The sequence below is a fragment of the Mycolicibacterium madagascariense genome (assembly GCF_010729665.1).
In the GTDB taxonomy this organism is placed as follows: Bacteria; Actinomycetota; Actinomycetes; order Mycobacteriales; family Mycobacteriaceae; genus Mycobacterium; species Mycobacterium madagascariense.
Genome location: NZ_AP022611.1, coordinates 1 through 25009, shown reverse-complemented (window position 1 = coordinate 25009; position 25009 = coordinate 1). Strand labels below are relative to the sequence as shown.

General features: G+C 66.1%; 20 protein-coding genes and 1 pseudogene. 11 read left to right on the top strand and 10 right to left on the bottom strand.

Going from position 1 to position 25009, the window contains the following annotated elements; genetic code table 11:
- The first annotated feature begins 134 nt into the window (after nt 1-134).
- Both istA and istB read left to right on the top strand, forming a co-directional pair.
- Nucleotides 135-1379 (top strand): IS21 family transposase, encoded by a 1245-nt coding sequence (istA, locus tag G6N60_RS27215; RefSeq protein WP_163744663.1) that lies wholly within the window; start codon nt 135-137, stop codon nt 1377-1379.
- A complete protein-coding gene (istB, locus tag G6N60_RS27210; protein WP_163744661.1) occupies nt 1379-2185 on the top strand; it encodes an IS21-like element helper ATPase IstB in 807 nt (268 codons plus the stop codon). The genes istA and istB overlap by 1 nt, the downstream gene beginning before the upstream one ends.
- Nucleotides 2186-2284: 99 nt before the next feature.
- On the opposite strand, the gene G6N60_RS27205 is transcribed toward istB, so the two are convergent.
- Complete coding sequence (locus tag G6N60_RS27205; protein ID WP_163744658.1) at nt 2285-2476, bottom strand: hypothetical protein; 192 nt, start codon at nt 2474-2476, stop codon at nt 2285-2287.
- A gap of 173 nt (nt 2477-2649) precedes the next feature.
- On the opposite strand from G6N60_RS27205, the gene G6N60_RS27200 reads away from it, so the two are divergent.
- The 3 genes and pseudogenes from G6N60_RS27200 to G6N60_RS27190 all read left to right on the top strand — a co-directional run bounded on the left by G6N60_RS27200 (nt 2650) and on the right by G6N60_RS27190 (nt 10179).
- Complete coding sequence (locus G6N60_RS27200) at nt 2650-3657, top strand: hypothetical protein (protein ID WP_163744656.1); 1008 nt, start codon at nt 2650-2652, stop codon at nt 3655-3657.
- A gap of 101 nt (nt 3658-3758) precedes the next feature.
- Nucleotides 3759-8556 (top strand): annotated as a pseudogene (locus G6N60_RS27195) (DEAD/DEAH box helicase).
- Nucleotides 8557-9153: 597 nt separating this feature from the next.
- Nucleotides 9154-10179 carry a hypothetical protein gene (locus tag G6N60_RS27190; protein WP_163744636.1) on the top strand — a complete coding sequence of 342 codons (1026 nt, stop codon included), beginning with the start codon at nt 9154-9156 and terminating at the stop codon, nt 10177-10179.
- 230 nt (nt 10180-10409) lie between these two features.
- Here G6N60_RS27190 and G6N60_RS27185 read toward each other — a convergent pair whose 3' ends face one another.
- Complete coding sequence (locus G6N60_RS27185) at nt 10410-10685, bottom strand: hypothetical protein (protein ID WP_163744654.1); 276 nt, start codon at nt 10683-10685, stop codon at nt 10410-10412.
- A 126-nt stretch (nt 10686-10811) separates the two neighbouring features.
- Between G6N60_RS27185 and G6N60_RS27180 the strand changes: the two genes are divergently transcribed.
- From G6N60_RS27180 to G6N60_RS27160, 5 genes are all read left to right on the top strand, one after another.
- On the top strand, nt 10812-11120 hold the full coding sequence (locus tag G6N60_RS27180) for a hypothetical protein (RefSeq protein WP_163744652.1): 309 nt from the start codon (nt 10812-10814) through the stop codon (nt 11118-11120).
- Entirely contained in the window at nt 11117-11440 is a 324-nt protein-coding gene (locus G6N60_RS27175) for a type II toxin-antitoxin system PemK/MazF family toxin (RefSeq protein WP_163744650.1), read from the top strand. The genes G6N60_RS27180 and G6N60_RS27175 overlap by 4 nt, the downstream gene beginning before the upstream one ends.
- 355 nt (nt 11441-11795) lie before the next feature.
- On the top strand, nt 11796-12212 hold the full coding sequence (locus G6N60_RS27170; protein ID WP_170312610.1) for a thermonuclease family protein: 417 nt from the start codon (nt 11796-11798) through the stop codon (nt 12210-12212).
- Nucleotides 12213-12272: 60 nt separating this feature from the next.
- Nucleotides 12273-12575, top strand: a complete 303-nt coding sequence (locus tag G6N60_RS27165) for a hypothetical protein (protein WP_163744648.1) — start codon at nt 12273-12275, stop codon at nt 12573-12575.
- A 6-nt stretch (nt 12576-12581) separates the two neighbouring features.
- On the top strand, nt 12582-14345 hold the full coding sequence (locus G6N60_RS27160) for a hypothetical protein (RefSeq protein WP_163744646.1): 1764 nt from the start codon (nt 12582-12584) through the stop codon (nt 14343-14345).
- Nucleotides 14346-14366: 21 nt separating this feature from the next.
- On the opposite strand, the gene G6N60_RS27155 is transcribed toward G6N60_RS27160, so the two are convergent.
- Entirely contained in the window at nt 14367-14684 is a 318-nt protein-coding gene (locus tag G6N60_RS27155; RefSeq protein WP_163744644.1) for a hypothetical protein, read from the bottom strand.
- Nucleotides 14685-14766: 82 nt separating this feature from the next.
- On the opposite strand from G6N60_RS27155, the gene G6N60_RS27150 reads away from it, so the two are divergent.
- On the top strand, nt 14767-15633 hold the full coding sequence (locus G6N60_RS27150) for a DUF4226 domain-containing protein (RefSeq protein WP_246241379.1): 867 nt from the start codon (nt 14767-14769) through the stop codon (nt 15631-15633).
- Between the two features lie 26 nt (nt 15634-15659).
- On the opposite strand, the gene G6N60_RS27145 is transcribed toward G6N60_RS27150, so the two are convergent.
- The 7 genes from G6N60_RS27145 to G6N60_RS27125 all read right to left on the bottom strand — a co-directional run bounded on the left by G6N60_RS27145 (nt 15660) and on the right by G6N60_RS27125 (nt 24762).
- The gene (locus G6N60_RS27145; protein ID WP_163744642.1) at nt 15660-16640 is read right to left on the bottom strand and encodes a hypothetical protein; all 981 of its coding nucleotides are present in this window, start codon (nt 16638-16640) and stop codon (nt 15660-15662) included.
- 109 nt (nt 16641-16749) lie between these two features.
- Nucleotides 16750-18117, bottom strand: a complete 1368-nt coding sequence (locus G6N60_RS29085; RefSeq protein ID WP_407665270.1) for a helicase-related protein — start codon at nt 18115-18117, stop codon at nt 16750-16752.
- A gap of 1697 nt (nt 18118-19814) precedes the next feature.
- Nucleotides 19815-21734 (bottom strand): winged helix domain-containing protein, encoded by a 1920-nt coding sequence (locus tag G6N60_RS29080; protein WP_407665267.1) that lies wholly within the window; start codon nt 21732-21734, stop codon nt 19815-19817.
- Nucleotides 21707-21979: a hypothetical protein gene (locus G6N60_RS28755; protein ID WP_246241376.1), complete on the bottom strand. Its 273-nt coding sequence runs from the start codon at nt 21977-21979 to the stop codon at nt 21707-21709. Before G6N60_RS28755 ends, G6N60_RS29080 begins: the two co-directional genes overlap by 28 nt.
- 261 nt (nt 21980-22240) lie before the next feature.
- A complete protein-coding gene (locus tag G6N60_RS27135) occupies nt 22241-22849 on the bottom strand; it encodes a hypothetical protein (RefSeq protein ID WP_246241374.1) in 609 nt (202 codons plus the stop codon).
- Nucleotides 22850-23015: 166 nt separating this feature from the next.
- Complete coding sequence (locus G6N60_RS27130) at nt 23016-23237, bottom strand: hypothetical protein (protein ID WP_220100384.1); 222 nt, start codon at nt 23235-23237, stop codon at nt 23016-23018.
- A gap of 1141 nt (nt 23238-24378) precedes the next feature.
- Complete coding sequence (locus G6N60_RS27125) at nt 24379-24762, bottom strand: WhiB family transcriptional regulator (protein ID WP_163744638.1); 384 nt, start codon at nt 24760-24762, stop codon at nt 24379-24381.
- Between the last annotated feature and the right edge of the window lie 247 nt (nt 24763-25009).

Here is a 25009-nt window from a genome sequence, read left to right as displayed (position 1 = left end):
ACCCTGGCGCGACCTCGTCGAGTAGCTGACCCCGCCTCTTGTCGGCGACGCCTGAAAGATAACCCCGTGTCGACGCCTGAACTTTGACCCCCTTCGATTGATCCTCGGCTTACCGAGCCGAGGGAGATGAAGGGGTGTTATCCGTGGAGGACTGGGCTGAGATCCGCAGGCTGTATCGAGCGGAGGGGCTACCGATCAAGGCAATCGTGCGGGTGCTGGGTGTTTCGAGGAACACGGTGCGCTCTGCCATCGCCTCGGACGCGCCGCCAAAGTATCAACGCACGCCGGCGGGCTCGATCGTGGACGAGGTCGAGCCGCGCATTCGCGAACTGCTGCAGAGCTATCCGAGGATGCCAGCGACGGTGATCGCCGAACGAGTGGGCTGGGACCGTGGGTTGACGGTGTTCAAGAAACGGGTCGCCGAGCTGCGCCCGGTTTATCTGCCACCGGATCCGGCGAGCCGGACGAGCTACGTGGCCGGCGAGATCGCCCAATGCGATCTATGGTTTCCGCCGATCGATCTGCCGGTGGGATTTGGACAGGTGCGCCGACCGGCGTTGCTGCCGGTGTTGACGATGATCACCGGCTATTCGCGGTGGTTGTCGGCGCTGCTGCTGCCGACGCGTTCGGCAGCCGATCTTTTCGCCGGGTGGTGGCAGCTGATCGAAAAGCTGGGCGCGGTGCCGCGGGTGCTGGTCTGGGATGGCGAGAGTGCGATCGGCCGGTGGCGGGCCGGGCGGGTGGAGCTCACCGGGGAGTGCCAAGCCTTCCGCGGGTCACTGGGTACCAAGGTGTTGGTGTGCAAACCCGCCGACCCCGAAGCCAAGGGACTCGTCGAACGCTGTCACGATCACTTGGAGCGCTCTTTCTTGCCGGGTCGCTCTTTCGGGTCGCCATCGGACTTCAATACTCAACTGCAGCAGTGGATCTCGGTAGTGAACACCCGACATCGCCGCGCGTTGGGATGTACCCCGGCCGATCGGATGGTCGCTGACCGGCAAGCGATGCTGGCGCTGCCGCCAGTCGCGCCGGCGACGGGGTGGCGATCGTCGACGCGATTGGCTCGCGATCACTACGTGCGCCTCGATGGCAACGACTACTCGGTACATCCCTCCGTCATCGGACGCCGCATCGAGGTGATCGCCGACCTGAACGTGGTGCGGGCCCTCTGCGAGGGCCGCGTCGTCGCCGACCACGAACGTATCTGGGCGCGGCATCAGACGATCTCCGATCCCGAACACGTCGCGGCCGCGCGGTCGCTGCGCCGCGAACGGGTCGCGGTGCTGCACTCAGTCGCCGAACTCGACGTCGAACAGCGGGCCTTGAGTGACTACGACACCGCCCTGGGCGTGGGCGATCTCGACGGCGGGGTGGCGTGATGGCCACCCGCACCACTGCAGACAAGCCTGCCCGAGATCTCGCCGCCGAGGTGGCCTACCTGACCCGGGCACTGAAGGCGCCGACGCTGAGAGAGTCGGTGGATCGCCTCGCCGAACGGGCCCGCACCGAATCCTGGAGCCATGAGGAGTTCCTGGTGGCGTGCCTGCAACGCGAAGTCTCCGCACGCGAATCACACGGCGGCGAAGGCCGCATCCGGGCGGCGCGCTTCCCAGCCCGAAAGTCGTTGGAGGAGTTTGACTTCGATCATGCACGCGGGCTCAAACGTGACCTGATAGCGCACTTGGGCACGCTGGACTTCGTCGTCGCCAAGGACAACGTGGTGTTCCTGGGCCCACCCGGCACCGGCAAGACCCACCTCGCGATCGGCTTGGCGATCCGGGCCTGCCAAGCCGGGCATCGCGTCCTGTTCGCCACCGCCGCGGACTGGGTCAACATGCTGGCCCAGGCCCATCACGCCGGCAAGCTACAAGCCGAACTGGTTCGCCTCGGCCGCTACCCACTGCTGGTCATCGACGAGGTCGGCTACATCCCGTTCGAACCCGAAGCCGCCAATCTCTTCTTCCAGCTGGTGTCCTCACGCTATGAGCGGGCCAGCCTGATTGTCACGTCCAACAAGCAGTTCGGCCGGTGGGGCGAAGTGTTCGGCGATGACGTCGTCGCCGCAGCGATGATCGACCGCCTCGTCCACCACGCCGAAGTCATCGGACTGAAAGGAGATAGCTACCGACTCAAGAACCGAGACCTTGGCCGCGTTCCCACAGCGGCTACGACCACCGAAGACTGACCTACAAACCAACCAAGCAGGGGGTCAACTTTCCAGCGTCGAAAAGGGGTGAGAATTCAGCCGTCGTTGACACCTCTGGGTCGAGGAAGGGCAGATTGGTCACCGCGGCGGTGAACCCGTGTCGTCGTCGGACCGGCCGAGCAGGGCGCGCAGCGCGCGCAGCGCGGCGTTTCGCCGGCGCCGGCTGGGCGCGAAGGCGGCGGTGAAGGCCAGAGCGGAGACAGCAGAGCAGTAGACCAGCATGGGAAGCGTTGCGCCGTCCGCCCGGTCGGTGAGTGTCTCGATGAGCATCGACATGATGGTGTGCCTTTCGTCGGGTGCGCGTTCGATGCGAGTTCATTCGCGACGCCCCGGTCCGGCGAGCATCTGCGCGACTATCGTGAGCGAATGACCAGTTCAGACGGCGCGCGCCGGAATTCCGGTGACCGGAACTCCGGAGCGGACTGCTGGCAGGGGTTCAGCCGGTGAGCGAGCCCCTCACCGCGCGAATGCGTCTGGCCGCTGAGCTACGGCATCTACACATCAGCGGTGGAAAAAGGCCCTATAAAGACATCGTCAGCCGGGCCAGCGCGCAGTCGAGAAGCTTTTCCTTTAGCACTTCTAGCGTCGGTGAATGGCTCAACGGCACCTCGGTCCCCAATCCGGTGGGAAAGTTGGCTGTCTTCGTCAGAGCGATGACCGGTAGTGACCAGCTTGACGATTCGCTGCGGCGTCTGCATCACGACGCTGAGCGGGAGAGCCGGCAGCCGCCCGGCCGCCGACCGGGCGGCACCGCCACGGCGGTCGCGGTAACTCCCAGTCACATACCCCGCCTGGACGCGGTGCACTACGTGGACATTGATCGGCTCTATGACCTCGTGCTGTCACACGGAACTCGAATCGAGGTGCCCGACCTGGACTGGACCGTGCGCCGTGGACCCGGCCACGTCCGATTTCGACGCACGCTGGTCGAGGAGCTCGACACCGTCGCCCTGCGCGCCAAGCGCTTCGTACAAACTCTCGATCTGCGCCAGTTGCACCAGGGGGATCTGCTGATCTTCGACACCCAAGTACGCACCCGCAACGGGGCCGCACCCAACCAACATGTGCGTCTCACGGGGGACCTGAATCGTGACCCGCACATCTACATCCAGCGGCGAGGAGTGCGAATCCTGTTGCCGCTCAAACCTGAAATGATCACGACGGACACCGCCTACGGATGCCTAAGTGAGGGCACGACCCGCCTCGCAGGCGTCTGCCGGATCAAGCACCGGGTCACCGACGAGGGCGAACGTCGCCGAATGCCGGCGACCGACAAGGTGCAATATCTGGGCACACCTCTCGTCCTGGGGAGCACTGACATCTTCAGCGAGCACGCCGACCTCCGCGCGAGCCCCGTATTCGACGCCATCGACGTGGAAAACGAGGCGTCGCTCACTATCGGGCCGTGGCTGGGACCGTTCACAGTCGCCCCGCGCGACCCGAGCGAGTGATTCCGATGTGCGGCGCGTCAAGAGTTTCGTCGTCTGTGACCTCGTCGGGTAGTTCCGCCGTTTAGGGTTGACTCCCAGCGCCAGGGAGAGGGGACGCGGCGATGACGACGTCGGTGCATGAAGTGTTCGAGGCCTTCCGGCGTGCCCCAATAACTACGAACGCGGCGCGAAGTTCGAGCAGCTTATGGCTCAGTACCTACCGCTGGACTCGGTTTACGGCAGACTGTTCAAACAGGTCTGGTTGTGGAAAGACTGGCCTGGGCGCGCCGGCAAGATCGACACTGGCATCGACCTGGTCGCCGAAGAAGTCGACACCGGCGACTTATGGGCCATCAATGCAAGTTCTACGAACCCGATCACGTACTGGGCAAGCCAGACGTCGACTCGTTCCTGTCCGCATCGGGTAAACATCCCTTCGCGCACCGGCTAATCATCTCCACGACCGACAAATGGGGCAAGAACGCCGAGGACGCCGTCGATGGACAGCAGATCCCGGTGCAACGCATCGGCCTGGCCGACATCGCAGAGGCTCCCATCGACTGGGCCTTCGCTGGTCCTGTTGACAGTCTCGAACTCGAGTTGGCGCCTGCCCCCAAACGTGACCCGTGGCCACACCAACGCGAGGCCATCGACAAGGTCATCGCCGGCTTCACCGAACACGACCGCGGCAAGCTGATCATGGCGTGCGGCACGGGCAAGACCTTCACCGCACTGAAGATTTGCGAACAGACCGTCGAGGATCTCGGCGGAACCGCCAAAGTTCTGTTCCTGGTGCCTTCGATCTCCCTGCTGTCGCAGACGTTGCGCGAATGGACCGCCCAGTGCCAGACCGATCTTCGATCCTTCGCCGTCTGCTCCGACACCAGGTCTCGCGCGCCGCCGAAGACATCAACCCCTACGACGTACCACTACCGGCCACCACCGATCCCGTGAAGCTCGTCGCGCAGATGGAGCACCGCAAGCGCGCCAAGGGCCTCACGGTGGTGTTCAGCACCTATCAGTCCATCAACGTGATTAATGCCGCGCAGTCCGCCGGCCTCGAAGATTTTGACCTGGTCATCTGCGACGAAGCACACCGCACCACCGGCGTCACACTCGTCGACAGCGACGAATCCAACTTCGTCAAAGTGCACGACGCCGGCTTCCTGGCGGCCAGCAAGCGGCTCTACATGACAGCCACACCGCGGCTGTTCGCCGAAGAGACCAAGACCAAGGCTGCCGAGCACTCGGCAGTTCTCGCCTCCATGGACGACGACTCGCTCTACGGCCCCACCTTTCACCGCCTGGGCTTCGGCGAAGCCGTTGAACGGGGCCTGCTCACCGACTACAAGGTGCTGGTGCTCACCGTTGACGAGAAGTACATCGCCGGGCCGTTGCAGCAGCAGCTCGCGGACGTCAACAGCGAACTTAACCTGGATGACGCCACCAAGATCGTCGGCTGTTGGAACGGGCTCGCCAAGCGCACCGGCAAGGCGGCCGGAGGCGCCGACTTCGGCGCCGACGTTCGCCCCATGCAGCGCGCGGTGGCCTTCTTGCGCGACATCAAGTCCTCCAAGAAGCTGGCCGGCAAGTTCGCCACCGTCATCGACGCCTACGACCAGTCCGACGACCAGCTTCTGCGGTGCGATGTCGAGCATGTAGACGGCACCTATAACGCCCTGGAACGCAACCACCGGCTCCAGTGGCTCAAGGCACCGCTACCTGAGAATCAGTGTCGCATCCTGGCGAACGCCCGCTGCCTCTCCGAAGGGGTCGACGTCCCCAGCCTCGACGCGGTGCTCTTCCTCAACCCGCGCAGCTCCGTGGTCGACGTCGTGCAATCCGTCGGCCGCGTCATGCGCCGGGCGGAGGGCAAGCAGTACGGGTACATCATCCTGCCTGTGGGGGTACCCGCCGGCGTTGCACCGAGTCAAGCTCTCGCCGACAACCGCCGATTCAAGGTGGTCTGGCAGGTACTGCAGGCGCTTCGAGCCCACGACGACCGTTTTAACGCCACGGTCAACAAGCTGGAACTCAACAGGAAGGCTGCTGACTCCATCCTGGTTGGCCACGTCCCTAACGCCGCCGAGGACCTCACGGCCACAACCAACGATGAAGGTACGACCAGCCCTAGCCCCTCCCGCGAATCCGCGCAGGTCGCTCAACAGCTCACGATGTTCACCCCCGACCAATGGCGCGACGCGGTCTACGCCAAGATCGTCGACAAGGTCGGCACCCGCACATACTGGGAAGATTGGGCCAAGGATGTCGCGGCCATCGCCATCGCCCAGCAGACCCGTATCAAGGCGCTGCTCGGCGACGCCACCCCCGATGTCGCCGCCGCGTTCGACAAGTTCGTCGAGGCGCTGCGCGCCAACCTCAACGGCTCGATCAACCGCGACCAGGCCGTCGAAATGCTCTCCCAACACCTGATTACTAAGCCGGTTTTCGACGCCCTGTTCGAGGGCTACGACTTCGCCGGGCACAATCCTGTCTCCCGAGTGATGCAGACCATGGTGGCGACCCTGCACGATCAGGCCCTAGACACCGAAACCCAACGCCTGGAGGGCTTCTACGAATCCGTACGAATGCGCGCCGCCGGCATCGACAACGCCGAAGGCAAGCAGCGCATCATCGTCGAACTCTACGAGAAGTTCTTCCGAGTTGGGTTCCCGCGGACGGCCTCTGCCCTCGGAATCGTCTACACCCCACCCAAATCGTGGACTTCATCCTGCGCGCCGCCAACGAAGCGCTGCACGCGGAATTCGGACTGACCCTCACCGAGCCCGATGTCCACATCCTCGACCCGTTCACCGGCACCGGCACCTTCATCGTGCGCCTCATCCAAAGCGGACTGATCCGGCCCGAAGACCTTGCCCGCAAGTACGCCAAGGAGCTGCACGCCAACGAGATCGTGCTACTGGCCTATTACATCGCCGCGATCAACATTGAAGCCGCCTACCACGGTGCCGGCGGCGGCGAGTACCAGCCGTTCAACGGCATAGTGCTCACCGACACCTTCCAGATCACCGAAGCCGGCGACACCATGGACGCCGAGCTCTTTCCCCAGAACAACGACCGCATCATCGCCCAGCAGGCCTCGCCCATCCGCGTCATCGTCGGCAACCCGCCCTACAAGTCGGGGCAAGGCAGTGCCAACGACAACAACGCCAAGCAGCCCTACCCCACCCTCGATGCCGCCATTTCCACCACCTACGCCGCCCGGTCCACCGCCAAACTCAAGAGCAAGCTCTACGACTCGTACGTGCGCGCCATCCGATGGGCGACTGACCGCATCGGAGACACCGGAATCGTCGCCTACGTCACCAACTCCGGCTGGCTCACCGGCAACACCACTGACGGACTCCGCATTGCGATGCCCGAGGAATTCTCCGCCCTCTACATCTACGATCTCCGCGGAAACCAACGCCAAACCGACTGGCGCACAGAAGGTGGCAAGATCTTCGACGACGGATCGCAAACCGGCGCGGCCATCCTCATCGCCGTGAAGAATCCCGCGGCCACGGGCCCGTGCCGCATCCATTACCGCGACATCGGAGACGGCCTCTCTCGCGAAGATAAGCTCGCGATCGTCGCCACCAGCCAATTCACGACGATGGCGTGGGAGTTGGTAACCCCCAACGCCGAAGGCGACTGGATCGACCACCGAAACAGCGCCTACGCCGCCTACACACCCATCGCCGTCAGGCGCGGATCCGACGAGACCGCCATCTTCACCGACTACTCCGGCGGACTGAAGACCAACCGCGACGCCTGGGTGTACAACTTCTCCACCGCTCAGCTCGCCGACGACATCGCCACCACGATCGACTTCTACAACGACCAAGTCGACGCCTACCAGAACGCCGTCGCCACCAAGCCCGAACTGGCCGTCAAGGACGCCGTTACGTACGACGACGCTAAGATCAGCTGGTCCGACGGCCTGCTCCCGAGGGTGCAACGCGGACAACGACTCACCTATCAACCCACACATCAACGCACCGTGATGTACCGGCCGTTCTGCAAGATGCACGTCTACTTCGACGACCATCTCAACGACCGCCGCGGTCGACTCCACCACCTGTTCCCCACCGCAGACCTGCCCAACTACGGCTTCTTCGCCCCCAACCCCGGCAACCTAGCGCCACCGTTCCTAAGCTTGATGACCGACGTCATGCCCGACCTTGGCGCCGCCGGCATCAGCGCCGTCAACTTCTACCCACGCTGGACCTACCAACCCCGCATCGCCGGCGACGGCCAACTCTCACTCGACTACGCATCGAGGACCGGCACCGGATACCGACGGGTCGACACCATCAACCCACACGTGCTGGCCACCTACCGCGCGGCCCTTGGCGACGACATCACCACCGACGACGTCTTCTATTACGTCTACGGGCTGCTGCACTCCCCCGGCTACCGCACCCGGTTCGCCGCCGACCTCAGAAAGATGCTCCCCAGAATCCCCACTGCCGCCACCCGTGACGACTTTGACGCATTCACCCACGCCGGCCGCACCCTCAGCGACCTGCACCGCGGCTACGAAACCGCCACACCCTATCCACTGGAAGAAAGCTGGACTGGCACACTTGACGGCAACGACCGAGAAGCGCTGCGCGTCAACAAGATGCGCTTCAAGTCCAAGACCGACCACAGCGCCCTGATCTACAACACCCACCTCAGCCTCACGGGCATCCCCGACGCTGCACACCGCTATCGACTCGGGCGCGCTCAGCGCTCGAATGGATCATTGATCGCTACCAAGTCAAAACCGACAGCCGCGGCTCCGGAATCATCAACGACCCCAACACTTGGTGCGACGAACAACTTAACGCGCGGTACATCGTCGACCTGATAAAACGTGTCGTCACTGTCAGCGTCACCACGATGGAGATCGTTGACGGCCTTCCGTCGAACTGACCCTGCGCCGCGGCACGTCAGAGCCGCTCAGCGCGATGAAAACCCGCCTCCGACGACGGCCCGTCGACCGAACGGCACAAGCGCTCCCACACCGCAATCACCAGAAGTTCGGGTCCGTCACCTTCGGCGATACGGTCACGCGCATTCGTGTCTCATTCGAACTGGCGGTTTCCCGCGTCAGGCCGCCAGGTGGTCTGCGAAAGGACACTTCTTTTTTCTGAGGCCGGCGGGTCCCTATTCATCATGCGGTTGTCTCGATCATGCCGGCGTCCGAGTTCAATAACGTTGTTAGATTCCCCGGTGAGGTTGTCCTCTTACGGCCGGGCGCAAGTTGAACGGAAGACTGCCGCCGCGAAAGCAGCCGATGACCGGTTTAGCGTCGATTCGCTTTGGAAGGATGGCTGATCGCCGCAGCTTGTCAGAGCACGGTCCTATCTTCGGTGTTGTCCGTCCAAGGACGAACACGGAGGGAAACTGATGTCGAGCCGTGCAGGTAGGAACCAACGCCGAGACCGGGAGCGAAAGCGTCGTCAGGCGAGCGAGAGTGACAGGGCCGCGCGCGATGCGGCAGAAGCGGCCAGGTACGGCGTCAAGCCGGTGCCCAAGGTGCCGCCCGGTGCGCGCCCTCCGAGGCCGGATTTCTCGGAGATTGATTGGGACGCCTTGAGAGCCGACTACCCCGAGGGTGCGCGCGGCCTGTTACGCGCGATGTGCATGGCGCTTATCGGCGATCGCGCTGCAAACGCAAAAAGGTTCTTGCCGTGGGGGTTACAGCCGAATCCGGTTCATCCCAAGAGCCGACTAGCGCAGGACAACTCAGCGGTCACGCTTGACGACGCGCCTGCTTTGGTAAGTCAAACGGCCCTTTATCCGACGATGAACGCGAGCGAGCACCTGACGGCGGCGGCCGAGGTGATCTCCTTTGCCCTCTTGCAGGGACAGATACGCACCTCCGCGACGGCGGCGCTGTGCCGGATCGCAATGGAGTCCTCGGCGAAGACGATTTGGCTTATCAGCGAGACAGACACCGAGGAACGTATTCGTAGTTGCTACGGGTTTCTCAAGGCCGAGCGCGGTCGTCAAGAGGAGTTTGAGCGCCTGGAGGCCGAGGCGCTGGATGCGCGTACGGATGAGCTATTCGAGGCCGACCGAGCCAAGTTCGAGGAACGCCGCGTACGCGTGGCCACGCGGCAGGCTCAGATCGATGCACTGCCCCCCGAATCGATCACCGGGCCGACCGGCGGGCCGCTGAAACTTGTCGCCAACGCGGAAAAGTGGATGGATGAACGCCTGCCTCGCCCGCCGGACCCTGACCTCGATAAGGTGCTTTATCCCCGCAGCGCTAGGAGTTTTTACTCGCTCGGCTCGGGATTTGTGCACGGCTTCAAGTGGCTGATGCCGTACGTGCTGGACGAAGGCGAGCTGGACGATACTCCGCTGTTGACAATAACCCTGGACGCGTTCAACAACGCGATCCGAATGACCGCGAGCGCGGTCGCTCTGTTCGAGGCGCAATCCATCGGGCCGCAGCGTGACCCGAGGCGATTTCGCAACTATCCCGATGGCCTAGAGGACATGGTGACCGATTTGGCCGCTGATTACCGTCTGCCTGCGGACGGCTAGACCTGCTCAACAGCACAACGACAGCCGCCTGTCTGCCCATTGGCGGTCACGAATTTGCTGGTCACAGCACCGAGAAAGGTAGCTGATCGGTCGACCGTCCTAGGGTGCGGCGTCCTGGAACAGTTCACCACTGATCGCATGGCCATCGCTCGCTTTCACGACGCGTACCTCGACGCCTTGACCTCCGAGGGCCGCCCACCGCGCGACGACTCGCTCTGAGGCCCCGGCGGTCATTCCGAATCGGGCTCAGGCGGTTCTGCCGCGGGGACCAACGTCCCGTCAGGACCGACTACGTAGCCGTCCGGTGGTGGCAGCGGAAGCGGCACAACCACTCCCCCGCGGTCGGCCGCGTACTTGGCTGCTTCTTCGGCCTCGTCGTCGGTGAAGACCCGGATCGCGGCGGGCTGGCCGGGGACCCGCACCAAGAGGGTGAAGTCGGAGACCCGTACGTCGGCCCGCTTGCGCGGGCTTTGCCGGGCTGGCAAGCCACCACCGTCGTCACTCATCGGTTCATTGTCGCGGCGGTGGCCGACAACCGGTCTCTAGCACTGGGCTCGGCGATGAGCCGACATCGCCACAAACGCACGAAATGCGCTCATTTATACGCCGAATTATGGTGTAAAATCGACGGCATGAGTAAGCGTGTGAGCTTGATCCTGGGCCCTTCGGACGAGGCCACGATCGGTCCTTACCTCGATCAACAGTCGCCGGCCTTCGAGGTGCTGCGCCATTGGGCCAACGAGCACGACGTTGCCGACGACATCAAGTCCGAAGCGGCCGCGCTGCGCGCACTGCTGCAGGCGGGGGCCGAAGCCCTCAAGGAGCACGTTCTGGACGTCGGCTACGCGCAGCTGGCGACGGAGTTCAACACCGAACCCTCCAACGCCGAACGGCGTTCGGCGCGTGACCGGTACGCGCGCCGGACCGAGGGCCGTGGATGAGCCGTGCGCTGCGCAGTCAGGTGTACCGAGTGGATCTCGGTCACGGCGGCAAACCGTGGGTGATCATCAGCAACAACTCACGGAATAGGAACCTGGATACCGTTCTGGCGGCACGTATTACGACTACTAGCAAGCATGCTCACGTGCCCACGGTCATACCGTTGACCGCCGCGGACCCCTTGGTGGGGTTCGTCTTGGTCGACGACATCGTGCAGCTGTACCACGACGAGCTGACCGAATCTCTGGGCACCTTATCGCCGCCGACCATGGCTGAGATCAGCCGGGCGCTTCGGATCGCCCTTCCTGAGGACGGTGATTGACGTGTTGAGAGGCAACAACTACAGCGGAGCGCGGTGGGCATTTCGCCCCCCGGCGTCGGGGACCGAGCCGCGCCCGGCATCGCCGGAAGACCCCCGCCCGCTGTGCTCGTCCTGCGGATGCGGGTACGTCGTTCGTCGTGGCTTGCGGAGATGCTTCACATTGCCCGGTGAGCCTCGTTGCAACCACGCAACGGCCGCGAGGTCGGAAGCGAAAACGTCGGCGTCGCAACTCGGTCGGGCGGTCACGCGACTCGGCGTCGCGTGTCTGGTGATCGGTGCGCTGACGTCCTGTTCGCCTTTGTCGCCGCCGGCCGGGGCGGCGCCCGCTTCGGCCACCGCTACCGTGCTTCGCGCCGTGGACGGGGACACCATCGATGTCCGGGACGACACCCGCGGCCGCCTTCGGGTGCGGGTGCTGGGGATCGACTCGCCGGAAGTGCACCAGCCGGGCTGGTCAGTGGGATGTTGGGGCCCGGAGGCGGCGAAGTTCGCGGCGGACACGCTGACTGGCCAGCGGGTGGCGCTGGCCGCTGATCCTTCGCAGGACTCCCGCGACCGCTACGGAAGAACCTTGGCCTACGTCGAGATGGCGGACGGGCGCGACTTCTCCGTCACCGCGGCTGCAGCCGGGATGGCTCACTCCTACGTCTACGACGACAAGCCGGTGAGCCGCTATCCCGACATCGCGGCCGCTGAGGCGCAGGCGCGCAACGCACGCCGAGGACTGTGGGGTCCGCCCTGCGAGGGCAACACTGAATCGGCTCCGCTGTGAGCCGAATACTCCGGCACGACAACGGGATAGAAACAGCGACGAGAATGCGAGGTGGCCTCGATGGCCCTTAACCGCCCCTACACGTTCGAACTGGCCGCGATAGCCCTCAACGAGCCGGGCCAACACGATGAGATCAAAGCCCTGTCCGAGCGCAACGGCGTGGACGGTGAGCACTTGGAGCGAGCCATCGCGATACTCAGGAACACCAGCGCCGCAGGGGAATCGGTGCCCGACTTCGTGCGGCGCGAGCACTTTCTGGACGGCTGGCTGCACGGGTATCTGTCCGTGGACGACTCCCCCACTGATTCCTCGTTGACCGTCTGGAAGCTGGGGCAGCTCGCCGAAGCCTTCTACCGGTCCTAGCCGGCCGTGGACCTGATCGACGATCTGCACAATCCGGAATGGTGGCGTGATCCGGCGCTGCTGAGCACGCGCCTGGGCGATCTCGTTCCCAACTTCGACACCATCGGCTCATTCACCATTCCGTACACGCGGTTGCCTCGGCGGCTGGGGAGCTATGCCGAGGAGTTTCCGCGCTGGGCTGACGTTGCCGACCAAACCCCCGAGTCGTTGATGCTGCGACCCAAGTTGGGAGAGGCGGCCGTCCGGGCGCTCATCGAGGCAGCAGAGCACGCCGTCCGGGTACGCCGTGACACGATCGCCGCCGGCCGGGTCGGCGCCGACGCCGCGGTGGCCCGCCTCGTCGGGGAACTCGACGACTCCGACCGGAAAATTCTCGCTGGCCAGGTGTGGGCGGCAGATCCGGTCCCTCAGCGCGTCCTGGCCGAGCGCCTCGGCGTGAACCCGGTCTCGGTCAGCCGCAACCTGCCACGGGCCCGAGCACGGTTCGCCGAACTGCTCAGCGACCCGGCCCACCACGAGGTCGGCGAGCACGCCGAACGCATTCGACAGCGCCTGGGCCCGTACGTCCCCGTGGACGTCGCCGAATTGGAACTGCTCCGTCTGAACGTAGATCCCACCAGCCAGACCGCCGCGGTGCTGCTAGACATCGCCGGCCCTTACGTCAGCCGCGGCGGGTGGATGGACGCTGGTGGGTCTCACGCACAAGTGCTGGCCGCGGTGGAGGCGGTGTTCGACGGCCAGGGCGCACCCACCACCGACGCCTTGCTCGACGCGCTGACGAGCCGGGGGCTGTCGACCGGAGTGGCGTTGACTTTCTTGGAAACCAAGCTGACGCTTCGCCGGTTCGGCGACGCGTGGGTGCGGTGGGCGGGTGATACCACCCTCCATATGGTCGAAGCCGCGCTTCATCTGCTGGGCGCCCCGGCCACCGCCGAGGCCCTTCACGCCGTGATCGAACGGTGCGATTCCAGCGGCGTCAGCGTGGATCGGATCAAGGCCGTCCTCTCACAGAAGGAGCGGTTCATACGCACCAGCCGAACCACGTGGGGACTACGACGGTGGGGCGTCGTTGAGTACGTCAACATCGCCCATGCGATCGGCGAATGCATCGACGCGTCCGGCGGAAAAGCCGCCGTGGCAACAGTGTTCAATGACCTCCGGGCGCGGTATCCCGATATCAGCGAGTCCTCGATCCGCACCTACCTCGGCACTCTGGCGTTCGTCCAGGGGAAGGGTGTGGTTCGGCGGCGCACCAAGGCCGACGCGTGGCCGGCATTGCCGCCGCTCAACACCATCCGCGGCGTCTTCCGCAACGGGCCCGACGAGATTCGCGTCGCGCACCTGGTCACCGCGGAGGTCCTGCGCGGATCGGGCCAGGTTCTCCACAGTGCGGTCGCCGATGCGGTCGGCGTCCGCCCCGGCGAACAACGGACGTTCACCAGTTCGCAGGGCCCGGTCACGGTGTACTGGAAGCTGGCGTCGACCGGCGGTGCCGCCATCGGCTCCCTACGCGCTCACGCTCAGGCCACCGGGGCCACGGCGGGTGACACGCTGGTTCTGGTGTTCAAGCTCGACGACTCGAAGCTAGAGGCCGCCCGGATAGGCGCCGACGAGTCCGCCGCAGTCCAGTTACCCAAGCTGGTCGGACATCCGGTGCGCGCGCCGTCAGCAGCCCTTACGACGGCGTTGTCGTGTCCACCCCAGGACGTCGGGGCGGTATTGCGCGCCCGCGGCGACAATGCGCTGGCAGACCTTCTCGACGCGCCGTGAGCCGACGCCGAGGACGGCTGGCTACGCGGACTGCTCATCGTCAGGGCTGACGTCGCCGGCGGGAAGCCACAACGTGGCGGTGGTGCGTGAGCGCCGGTTCGCGCTGAACAGCTCCACCTCGACGACGGCGATCCAGCTCCCGTCACTGCGTCTCAGCCAGGCGATGAGGTGACCGGGCATGCGCGGCTCGACCAGTAGGCCCTCACTACGGACGAACAGCGGTACCTCGTCCATCCGTGCACCGCTCGGCGGCAGGGGGCGGGCCGTGTTCACCCAGACTGGCCGCGACACCGCGAACAGCGTCGGATACTGCGAGGAGAGCTGCCAGTTATCGAACACATGTGCGATTATGCGCTTTCTTGGCGCGATAGTGGGCGCACCTGGTGGCGAGGGTGCGAGCTGTGCCTTTATCGTCGTTGTCGTGGGGTTCTGGCAACAGCAGGTCAACGACTTGATGACGGGCATCGGCGGGTTGGGCGGTTTCAACCCGCCGTTGGACTCGCCGACGCCGGACCCCACATTGCCGCCATATCCGGCCCCGACGTACCAGCCTCAGATCCCCGGCCCTGATGGTGTTGCTCCGCAGGTGCCGCAGTACCCGCCTTACATCCCCGAGCAGCAGATGCCCACGTCGTCGGGAATGCCGCGCTCCACTCTCGACGGTATTCACGACGACGGCGGCGTAATCCTCAAGAAGCCGGGTGAACTCGGACCGCCGCAGTACCCGATGGGCCCGCGCTACACCGAGTCCCCGGATGGGTCCGGGGTGTGGGTGCCTGATCACCGCCCGTTGCCGCCAGGATCGGTCCGGCCGGCAGGCTGGGACGGCAAGGGCGCCGATCAGGCCGAGGCCGCTGATGCCAAGCTGCGCAAGACCCACGACGCGCTCAACGAAGCCGACCAGGGGTTGGCGCAGCACATCATCGACGCGCACACCGCCGATGCGCAGACCAAGACGCAGCTGCAGCGCATCCAACAGGAGATTCAGCAGGGCGTCGCCGCCATGCAACCGTCCCTGGGCACCGCCGCCGGTCGCGAGCAGCTCGCGGAGTTCCTAGACCGCAAGGCATCTGAGGCCAAGCAGGTCGCGAGCAACGCGCAGGAGAAATCGGCACGACTTGTGTCGGGCTTTCAGACCGTCGGTCAGCAGTTCGAGGCCTCGTCTGATCCGTACTGGGACTGGCTGCATGACTTCCGCGACGGCAGTGAGGCCATCGAGCCGATCGATCCCGGCGGCGCCGCGGCGGGTCCGGGCGCGGGGCCCGCGATCCCGCCGAGCATCCTCTAGGCGCTTTGGCGGCTCGCCCTCGCCCGTTAGCCGGCGGCCCACGCGTCGTATCCGGTCCGCAGCCGTGCTGGGTCGCGGCGTTTGAGTGCCAGCTTCAACCGGATCAAGGGTCCGGTGACGTCGCGGTCGTCGGCGGTTTGAACGGTGAAGCACACAGCCAGCGGGTCACCCGGCTCGCGGAGGTATGCCCGAAATGCCCACCGCGACGGATAGGCCCGGCGCAGCGCCTCCCCCAGATACCAGCCGGCGCCTTCGGCGAAATCGGCGTTGGCCGGGTCCAGTAGGGCCTCGACGGTCGGTGTCACGCGGAACACCAGATCGGCAAGGGCATCGATGGTGTCGGCCGTGAAATCCCAACCGTCGCCGTAGGTCTGGGCCCATCGGGGGAAGGCGTGGCGGCGCTGTTCGAGCCATGCGTCGAGTTCGGGTGAGCGGGGAAGCCGGGGGAACCCCGCGGTCAGGACCGGTGCGGACGGCTCGGTCCATGCCGGGTGGCCGGCGGCGTGCGTGCTGGCCGCGCGTTGCCACCGTTCGTATTCCGCGGCAATGGTTTCCGGCCGCCCATTACCTAGTTCGGCCAGGAGCAGGTGCAGCGGTGAGGCGGGCGCGACGTCGAGCGCCGGGTCGGCGTCGACCACCGGCACTCCGGCCACGTCAACGTCGTCGAACACCCACCGGTGACTCGACAGGCGCCCGAGCAGCCCGGCGTCGGTGAGCGGCGGATGGCCGCGCGTGGCGAATCCGGGGGCGTCGTCCCAGCCCCATTGGCCACGACCGACCCGCAGGAGGCACTCCCCCACGTACGCGACCAGTCCCTCGACGAAGGGCTGCTCGTCGGTGTCGAGCGCTTCGGCGGGATCGGCGAAGCGCTCGCGGGCGGCGGCCACCACTGCGCGTAGGGAGGGCAGCGAGTAGTCCAGGTCGAGGCGGGCGGGCAGATCGAAGTGAGCCATGGCATCGATGACCATCCCCGACCGGTTCACCCATTCGTCGAGGGGTGCGGTCACGCGGAACTCCTCTCCGTCAGTGCCTTTCAGCCTGGGACGCTAGACCAGACGTGGCGGCCGAGTTTCCGCCCCATAGTGCCCATATGGGCAATTAGTGCCGATATGTCCGCTAGTGGCCAAGTCCGCGGTCGTCCTCGTCGCGGCTGCGATCCTGGTTGCGGGGCGTGATCTCGCGCTGGTGGTGTTCGAGCGCCATGCGTTCGCGGATGCGCACGGCGCGGCGCACCGCGTCGGCGTTGGGATAGCCGAGTTCTTCGACCAGCGCCGGGGTGGGGTTCAGGGTGAGACTCCAGCCGGGTTCGCGTCCGCGCATCTTCATCCGCTGGTTGGCGGCTTCGGCGCGGGCCTTCGCCTCGGGGGTCTCGGCGGCCATCCGCAGCTCCAACGTGAGCGCGGACAACTCCGCTTGCTTGGCCTCCAGCTCGCTACGCTGCTCGAAAGGCGCTGGCGGATGAGCCAGCAGGTCATCGAGTTCGGCACGCTGGCGTTCTTGTTCGCGCTGCAGGCGCACGTGGTGCTCAGGCAGTCCGGTGTAGAGATTCTCCACGCGGCGCAACAGACCGAGCTGTTTTGGTCCGGAGACGTCGAGCCCGAGCGATGACCCGGCGGCCAACAGCTCGGCACCGTCTATTTCGGCGCTGCGCGAGGGGACGTTCAGCCGCAGCAGCAACATGTCGTGGGTGAGGTCACGGGCGCCCAGGACCTCGACCCCGTTGATGGCGGCGCCGATTGGTTCAAAGCGCGAGGCGCCGCGGTCCTTGCCGGCCAAGTAGGCGCGACGGCACGCCGTCGTGAGGGCGGCCGCGGCATCGGTGCGCTCGGCGAAGGTGCTGCCGCCGACGACGACGCGGTGCGGTGCGTCCCCGCGCTCGGCGGCGGCCTGCGCTACGGGGGCGAGGGCGTCGATGTCGGTCTGCTTGTTCGGAATGGCGCGTTCGAGAACGGTGACCTGCCAGTCGCGGCTGCGTACGGACTGCTGGTGCGCCCGGTCCAGCGCGGTGAGGCGGCGTACGGTGTCGTCGAGTTCGACCTGGCGCAGGTAGCGGGGGTCACCGGTGGCGATGGCCTTCGCTTCGGCCGCGGCCGCGCCGATGTCTCCCCCACCGAGATCCTCGATCTCGGAGTCGAGCACTTCCTTTCGCCGCATCTGTTGGATGAACAGGTCTTTCGCCTGCACTTTCTGCCACATCACGGTGTCGTAGCTGGACTCGGTGACGTACAGGAACATGTCGATCTCGTCGTTCTGGTTGCCCTGGCGCACGATGCGCCCTTCGCGCTGCTCCAGGTCAGCGGGACGCCACGGAACGTCGACGTGGTGCAGGGCGGCCAGGCGGGACTGCACGTTGGTGCCGGTGCCCATCTTCTCGGTACTGCCGATAAGCACCGACACCTCGCCGCGATTGCATTGCGCGAAGAGGGCTTTGAGCTGTGCGGGATTGCGCGCCTCGTGAACGAATCGGATGGCCTCTGGCGGCATACCTCGAGCGACGAGTTCGTCCTTGATGGCTTGGTAGACGGTGAACTGGCGCGGATCTTTCGACGGGGTGCCCCGGTCGCAGAACATCAGCTGCAGCGGACCGCGTGCGGGAAGGAGTTCGCCGGTGTCGCGGTCACGGTACTGACGATCGCCCAGCCGCCGCTGCACCTCCGTGGCGCGTTCGGCTACTTCGGCGGCCCTGCTGTGCTCGGGGGCACCGAGGTGGGCCATTCTTGGGTCCAGGGAGGCGTTACGGCCGTCATTGCTGATCTTGAGGATGTTGTCGCGCTGTGGTTTTCGGGCGTCGAGATGCTCTGCGCGCCAGCCCAGATCGCCAATGAAGTCGACGACCTCGACATCGGGTTTGAGGCTGACGATCTGACGCGCCCCAGTGCGCAGTTCGGGCAGTTTGACCGGTACTTGGTCGCGGGTGACGACATCGGTGTAGGCGTTCGTCAACGCCAGCAGCTCAGGCAGGTTGGTGAACTTGGCGACGCGTGTCACCGGGCGCAGTTTGGTGCCGGTCGCGTTGACCTCGACGCTGGTGTGCGTGGCGGTGAACGCCGCCCCCAGTCCCCTAGATCGGCCACACCGGCCTCGCAGCAGGTCGGGCCGGAGGTAGGCCTGCATGACGAAAAGCTCGCCGAGGGAGTTGGCGATCGGGGTTCCGGTCGCGAAGGTGGCCACCCGCTCGACGACGGCGTGCTCGGGGACACCGCGGGCCCGCGCCTCGTCGCGGCGCCGCTCACGCAGTACGTCGAGTTTGAGACTGAGGTCCTCGGCGCGCTGCGCGGCGGTCGCGCATGACAGCTCCTCGATGTTGCACACGCGCTGCTTGTTCTTGTACATGTGCGCTTCGTCGATCATCAGGTAATCGCACCCCGATTCCTCGAAACGCAGTCCGATGTCCTTGGTTTCGGCGGCCATCAGCTTTTCCAGGCGCGCCTGGGCTGCCTTGATGGCCCGCATGATGGCCTTTTGGCTGCGTTCGACTGTGGAGTCCTGCAGCTGTGCGCGCAGCTCGTCGAGCTGCTTCTCGGCGTAGGCGGTGCGCACGTCGTTGGAGACGTTGATCGCGGTGAACGCCGACTGCGGCACGATCACCATGTCCCACTCGCTGGCCGCGCTCTGGGCGATGAACCGCCGCCGGCCTTCGGCGGTGGTGGCGGAGGACCCCAGCAGGACGTTGGCGGCGGGGTACCACTGCTTGGCCTCACGCCCGACCTGTTCGATGATGTGGTTGGGCACCACGATCCAGGGCTGGCGGACCAGGCCGAGGCGGCGAAGCTCCATCGCCGAAATCAAAAGTGTGCCAGTCTTGCCCGCGCCAACTACGTGGTCAAGGAGGGTGGAGGGCTCGTTGATGATGCGGGCGACGGCGTTGCGCTGGTAAAAGTGCGGCGTGAAGTGATCGGAGAGCCCCGGTAGCCGCAGATGGCTCCCGTCGTACACGGGGGCGCGCAGGGAGTTGAACCGGCGGTTGTACTCGGTGACGAGGGTGTCGCGGCGCTCGTCGTCAGACCACAGCCAGCGGCTGAATTCCTCGGTGATTTTGGCGCACTTGGCCTGTGCGGCGAACGTCGCTTGTGCGTCGACCTCGCCCTCTTCGGTGGTGATGACGACGGCCTTGGAGTTGCAGACCGCTTCGAGCAGGCTTATCGCGTCGAAGTTGCGCTTGTCCAACCCCCATTCGTCGGTCATGAGGCGGCCGTGGCGTCTGTAGCCGGGGACGTCGACCGTCCAGCGGCCGCCGATGTGCTCGGCGGTGACACCGGTGACCCCGAAGGTCTTCTCGGCGAAGGAGGCGATGACGGGCGCCGGAATCCAGGGTGCGCCGGGGCGCACTTTGATGTCCTCGGCTTCGCGTCGCTCGGGCTGCACCTCGCGCAACGCGGCGACGTAGGGCTCGTAGACCGGGTTGGTGTCAGCGGCTTCGATCGCGGCGGCGAGCTTGAGCGCACGTTGCCCGAGAGCGCGGTGGTGGCCGGGACCAGCTCGTCGGGATCGTCGAGGCTGGGGTAGACCAGTCCGTCGATCAGAGCGCGGGTGTCCTCTTCGCCCACGCCGAGTAGCTCGCCGATCAAGTCGACGTCGACGCGCCGGGTCCGGTCCAGGCTCATCGCGAGCGCTTCTTCGGGAGTGTCGGCGGTGGTGCGCTCGACGTCTGCGGTGAGCACGTCGCGGGTGAAGATCGGTGCCTTGGTGGCGGTTCCGGTCTCCTCGTCGAAGTCCTCCAGTGAGGACACGACCGCCCAGCCAGGGTCGTAGCGCATGCCGCCTTCGAGGTGACGGAACTTCTTGAACGGCTCCGGGGGCTCCCAGGCTTCGGCCTCCCACTGGTCGACGAGTTCGGTGGGCACGGGACCGTCGTAGGGTCGGCCAGTGGTTCCCTCCTGCTCGCGCCAGGTCGTTTCGAGCTTGGCGATGCGCTTGTCGTGCAGGGTTTGGGTGGCGTTGCGCTGCACCCACTCGAAGCGGTTGACCGGTCCGCGCTTGCGGACGTAGTTGTCGTAGAGGGTGTTCAGGTGCGCGCGCAGTTGGTCGCGGTCGTGCTCGGGCTCACCGTCGCGTTGGGCGGCGATGAGGGCGGTGGCGACGTCGCGCAGCGCGATGAGTTCCTTTGTCTCCTCGACCAGCGTCCTGGGTGTCTTGTTGGGCTCCCACCCGTGGCCGGCCCAGACGTCGATGCTGCGGGTGGCCGCGTTGTAGCGCAGCGTGTAGAGCGGGGGGTCGTCGACCTGGGTGTCCTGGGTGCGCAGGCCGGGCGTGAAGTTCTCGGTGATGCGCTCTGACAGGTCGGTGCTGCGGGCGGTGAGGCCCATGCCGCGCGCGACCGCCGCGGTCATCATCGGCTGGAGGTGATCGCGGATCTGGTCGGCCAGGGCGTGGCCGGTGGCGCCGGCGACGACGAGCTGTGCTGAGCCGTGCACACCGTGGCCCAGCTCGGTGTCCCCCAGGACGCGATGCGGGTTGTTGAGGAAGTAGGCGTTGACGGGGAGTTGTTCCTCGTCGCCGGTGCGCGGGTCGACCAGCTCGGCGTCCTCGGTGTCGATCCAGTCCAGGGTGTCGAGATCGACATGGGCGCCGTCCTCTCGACGACGGAAGATCAGCAGGTCGGTGACGACGTCCGTGCCGGCGACCCGGCTGAACGCCTGCGACGGAAGCCGCAGTGCACCGATGAGGTCGGCGCGTTGTGCGATGTTCTGGCGTGCAGTGCTCTTTACCGAGTCCATGGTGTAGCGGCTGGTGAGCACGGCGACGTAGCCGCCGGGGGCGACCAGGGACAGTGACTTGACGATGAAGTGGTTGTGGATGCTGTGGCGGCGCGGATTGTGCACCGGGTCGGTGAGGGCGTACTTGCCGAACGGAACGTTGCCGACCGCCGCGGTAAAGCTGCCCTCCGGGATGCGGGTGGTCTCGAATCCTTCGTGCCGGATCTGCGCTGAGGGGTAGAGCAGCGCGGCGATGGCCGCGGTGATGTCGTCGGCTTCGACGCCGACGACGGTGGCGCCCTCGGGTGCGTGGCCGATGAATGTGCCGCTGCCGCAGCCGGGTTCGAGCACCGGGCCACCGGAGAAACCCGCCGCGCCTAGTGCATCCCAGACCGCCGACACCACGGCGGGTCGGTGTAGTGCGCATTGAGGATCGACGCCTGGGCGCGACGGTACTGCTCGGGGGTGAGCAGGCCGGCCAACTGAGCGCGTTCGGCGGCGAAGTCGTCCGCGCGCGGATCGAACATCTGGGGGATGGCCCCCCATCCCGACCAGGCGGCCAGGGTGCGCTGCTCGGGCAGGGTCGCAGGGCGGCCGGCGTCGCGCAGGGCGTGCACGAAGTTCGATGGCGGCGATGTTCGCGCGGGCACGCGCCTTGGCCCCGGAAGGCACCAAAACGTCGGTGCTGGCGGGAAAGTCGGCGGCGCTGCGGAACTCATCGGGTGCCGGCTCCGGTTCCGGTGGCGGGGTCGGCGCGGCGACGGCCGCGGGCACCGCGAGTGCGGGCGTGGCCTCGCTGCGGTCGTCTGCGAGGTCCTCGATCGTCAGTTCGGAAGGTGCCGCGGCGGCCGCGTCGTCAACGAAATCGTCAACCACGTCGGTGAGGTTGTCGAAGAGTGAGACCTGGGGGCCTACCGCTCGGGTAGGCCGTCCGCGTGCAGGTCGCGCAAGATCATCTGCGCCAGTTCGGCGGTCAAGGGGTCCTCGGGGTGGCCGGGTAGTTCCAGAGCGTCCTCGGCCCGCGCCGCCATCAGGTATCCCGCCTTGATCCGAAATGGACCCGAATAGTCCGGGGCCGGCCACAGGTGGTCGATCAGTGCTTCGAGGTCCTCGTTGGGCTCGCTCTGCAGGGCCGGAATCGTCCAGCGCTGCTCCCAGCTGAGGTCCGCTGGGTTCGGCGCCTGGTCCGCGGTCTCCAACTCCGAGCTGGTCTCGTCGGTCTCGATCAGTTCGTAGAGTTCGTTGTTCAGCACTGTTCGCGCTGCCTGCTCCCGCGCCGCCTGCAGCAACGCCACTTTGGTCGCGTGATTGGGCGTCTGGCCGTTGCGCTGGCGGCTCCACGCCACGAGGGCTTTCTCCCACAGTTCCTCGGCCATGCTGGCCGCCATCGAACTGATCTTGTCCGCCTCGGCCGTCAGGAACTCGTTGCGACGTTCCGGGGTCCATTCCTCGGGCAGGCTCAGATCGGTCGAGTAGACCGTCGTCACCGCCTTGAGGATCTCCGGGTCGATCACCGTCACCGCCTGCGTCGTCGAGGATGCTGAACAGATCCGGCTGGTTCGGGTCCGGCTTGCTGTTGCGGGCCATATTGTCCTCTCCTGACTGACAGTGGCGGGGTCTGGGTAGCCCCGGACGGCGAAGAACGCCCGTAGCCGCCGGTCGTTGATGCCCATCGGCGCCCCGGCGTCATGGCCGTTCGCCCACGCCGATGTCGACGTCGATCAGCGGAACGCCGGGCCGGCATCCCTGCCGTGCTGCGTGGGTGAGCGCGTCGAGGACGCTGAGCGAACGCAGCAGCCGGCCTCGCCCCGCCCAGCCGCAGCTGCACCGCGCGTACCGGCTGAAATATCCGGTGACGAGCACCCGCACCACGGCGGGAGGTTGCTGCGCGGCGACGGCGGCGCGCACAACGGGTGCGGCGCTCGGTGCTGATATTGGTGGTCATGCGGTCGTACTCCTGGTTTTCGGGCGGGGCCGGTGAGGTATTCGCCGCATCCGCCGGAGCCGAACTGCGTCCACGGCACGAACGCAGGCGGCCCGGCCGGGCGTGGACACCAAAAGCCCCAGGATCGGCACCGCGGGCCGGTGAGGATCACCGTCGTGACCGGGTACCCGAGCAGCTCCACGCGGTGCCGGGAGCTGGCGCGGCGCAGCGCCACCGATCTGGGCCCACGCACCACGGTGCGGTGTTGGCCGACCTCCGGTAGCGCCCGTGAATCACGATGGACACGAAATGCCACGGATGGTCGCGGGACACTGGGATCGGATTGGCAGAAGCGGTGCCGGTAGATGTTGAGGATCGGGTGTGTGGGATGAGGAACCACCGCAGCAGGTAGGGATCGGCGGGGTCGTCTCCGATGACCTGGTGTGGGCGGCCCGACAGCAGAATCCGCAGCCACTGCCCGATCGACAGGGCTGCTCGTCGCCAGCCCTGCCGGTGCCGGTCATGACGCGCCTCGTTGAGCTGCGCCGCACGTGCATCCGCCCCCGGCGAGCGTCCAGTAGCGGACCCGCTTGTTTCCCGCCGATTTCAGGCGCTGCACCGTCCCTCGGGATCGCAGCGCATCCAGGGCGCGGTATACCTGGTCGACGACCAGTGGTGTTGTGCGGTCGCGGTTGAGCCATCGCATGACATCGGTTGTGCTGACCGGACTTCCGATGCGCTCCAGTGCGGCAAGCACGTCTGCGGTCAGCGGCGTCGCCGGCATGGGTCGAGCTTCTGAGGCCGGTGAGCGGCGGAGGCGCTGGGAGCGATGAACAGCGCATCAAGGTGGCGATTTCACGGTCGGCGGCGGGGTCGGCCGTGGCAACCCAGGCCCGGCGGCATGTGGCGGTGTCGGCCGCGGCGACGGCGCCTTCGTTTTGCAGGCAGCGCAGTAGCCGGTAGATGGTCTCCTGGGTCGGCGGCAGTGGGTGCGCGCTTCCCGGCACGGCCACCGGCGGTGCGCCCTGGCGCAGCTGCGTTGTGGTCAGCGGGTGCACCGAGCAGCGCAGCGCCGCGACGAGGTAGTCCCGAAGGAGTCGGTTGGTGCAGGTCCGCGGACTTGAACTAGGCACTGGCCGACTCCGCAACGTACGCCCCGGCCCCTGGGAACGCGGCGTGGTGCATGGCTTCCCTGATCGCCAGGCAGCGGCGACGGTGCGGTTCGGGCTGGTGGTCCATGGCCGCGACCACCATGGCCAGCTGCCGCCGCGCGACCGCGTGTTCCTCGACGGTGGCGTGCTCGCCGGGCAGATCGACACCGGCCCAGACGCCATCGGTGGCCTCCAGCGCCAGCGCGGTGCGGGCGCAGGCCTGCCGCAGGGGGCAGTTGCCGCAGATCCGTTTGCACTGCTGGGCCTTGCGGTAGTCGAACCAGTCCTCCGGGTCGGCCGAGTAGTTGCACAGCCCGTTCACCTCTACCTTGACCGGATTGGCCACTAGATGCGCCATGACGCCACCTTTCGAGTTGGGCTCTAATTGGTCTTTAGTTGTGCCCTTCTTGGGCATGCGGTGATCATAACCCCATCGATAGGCATCTGTGCAGGCCAAATCGTCAGCTGTCCACAGCTGGTGCCGACAGCGGGAGGATTTCGCGAACGCGGCCAGCCAGCTATGGCACGTTCTTTTATGCTTTGAACTGCGGCTACAGCGCGTCCACGTCATCGCGTCATCAGCGTGGTTACGTCCGGTGACCGCA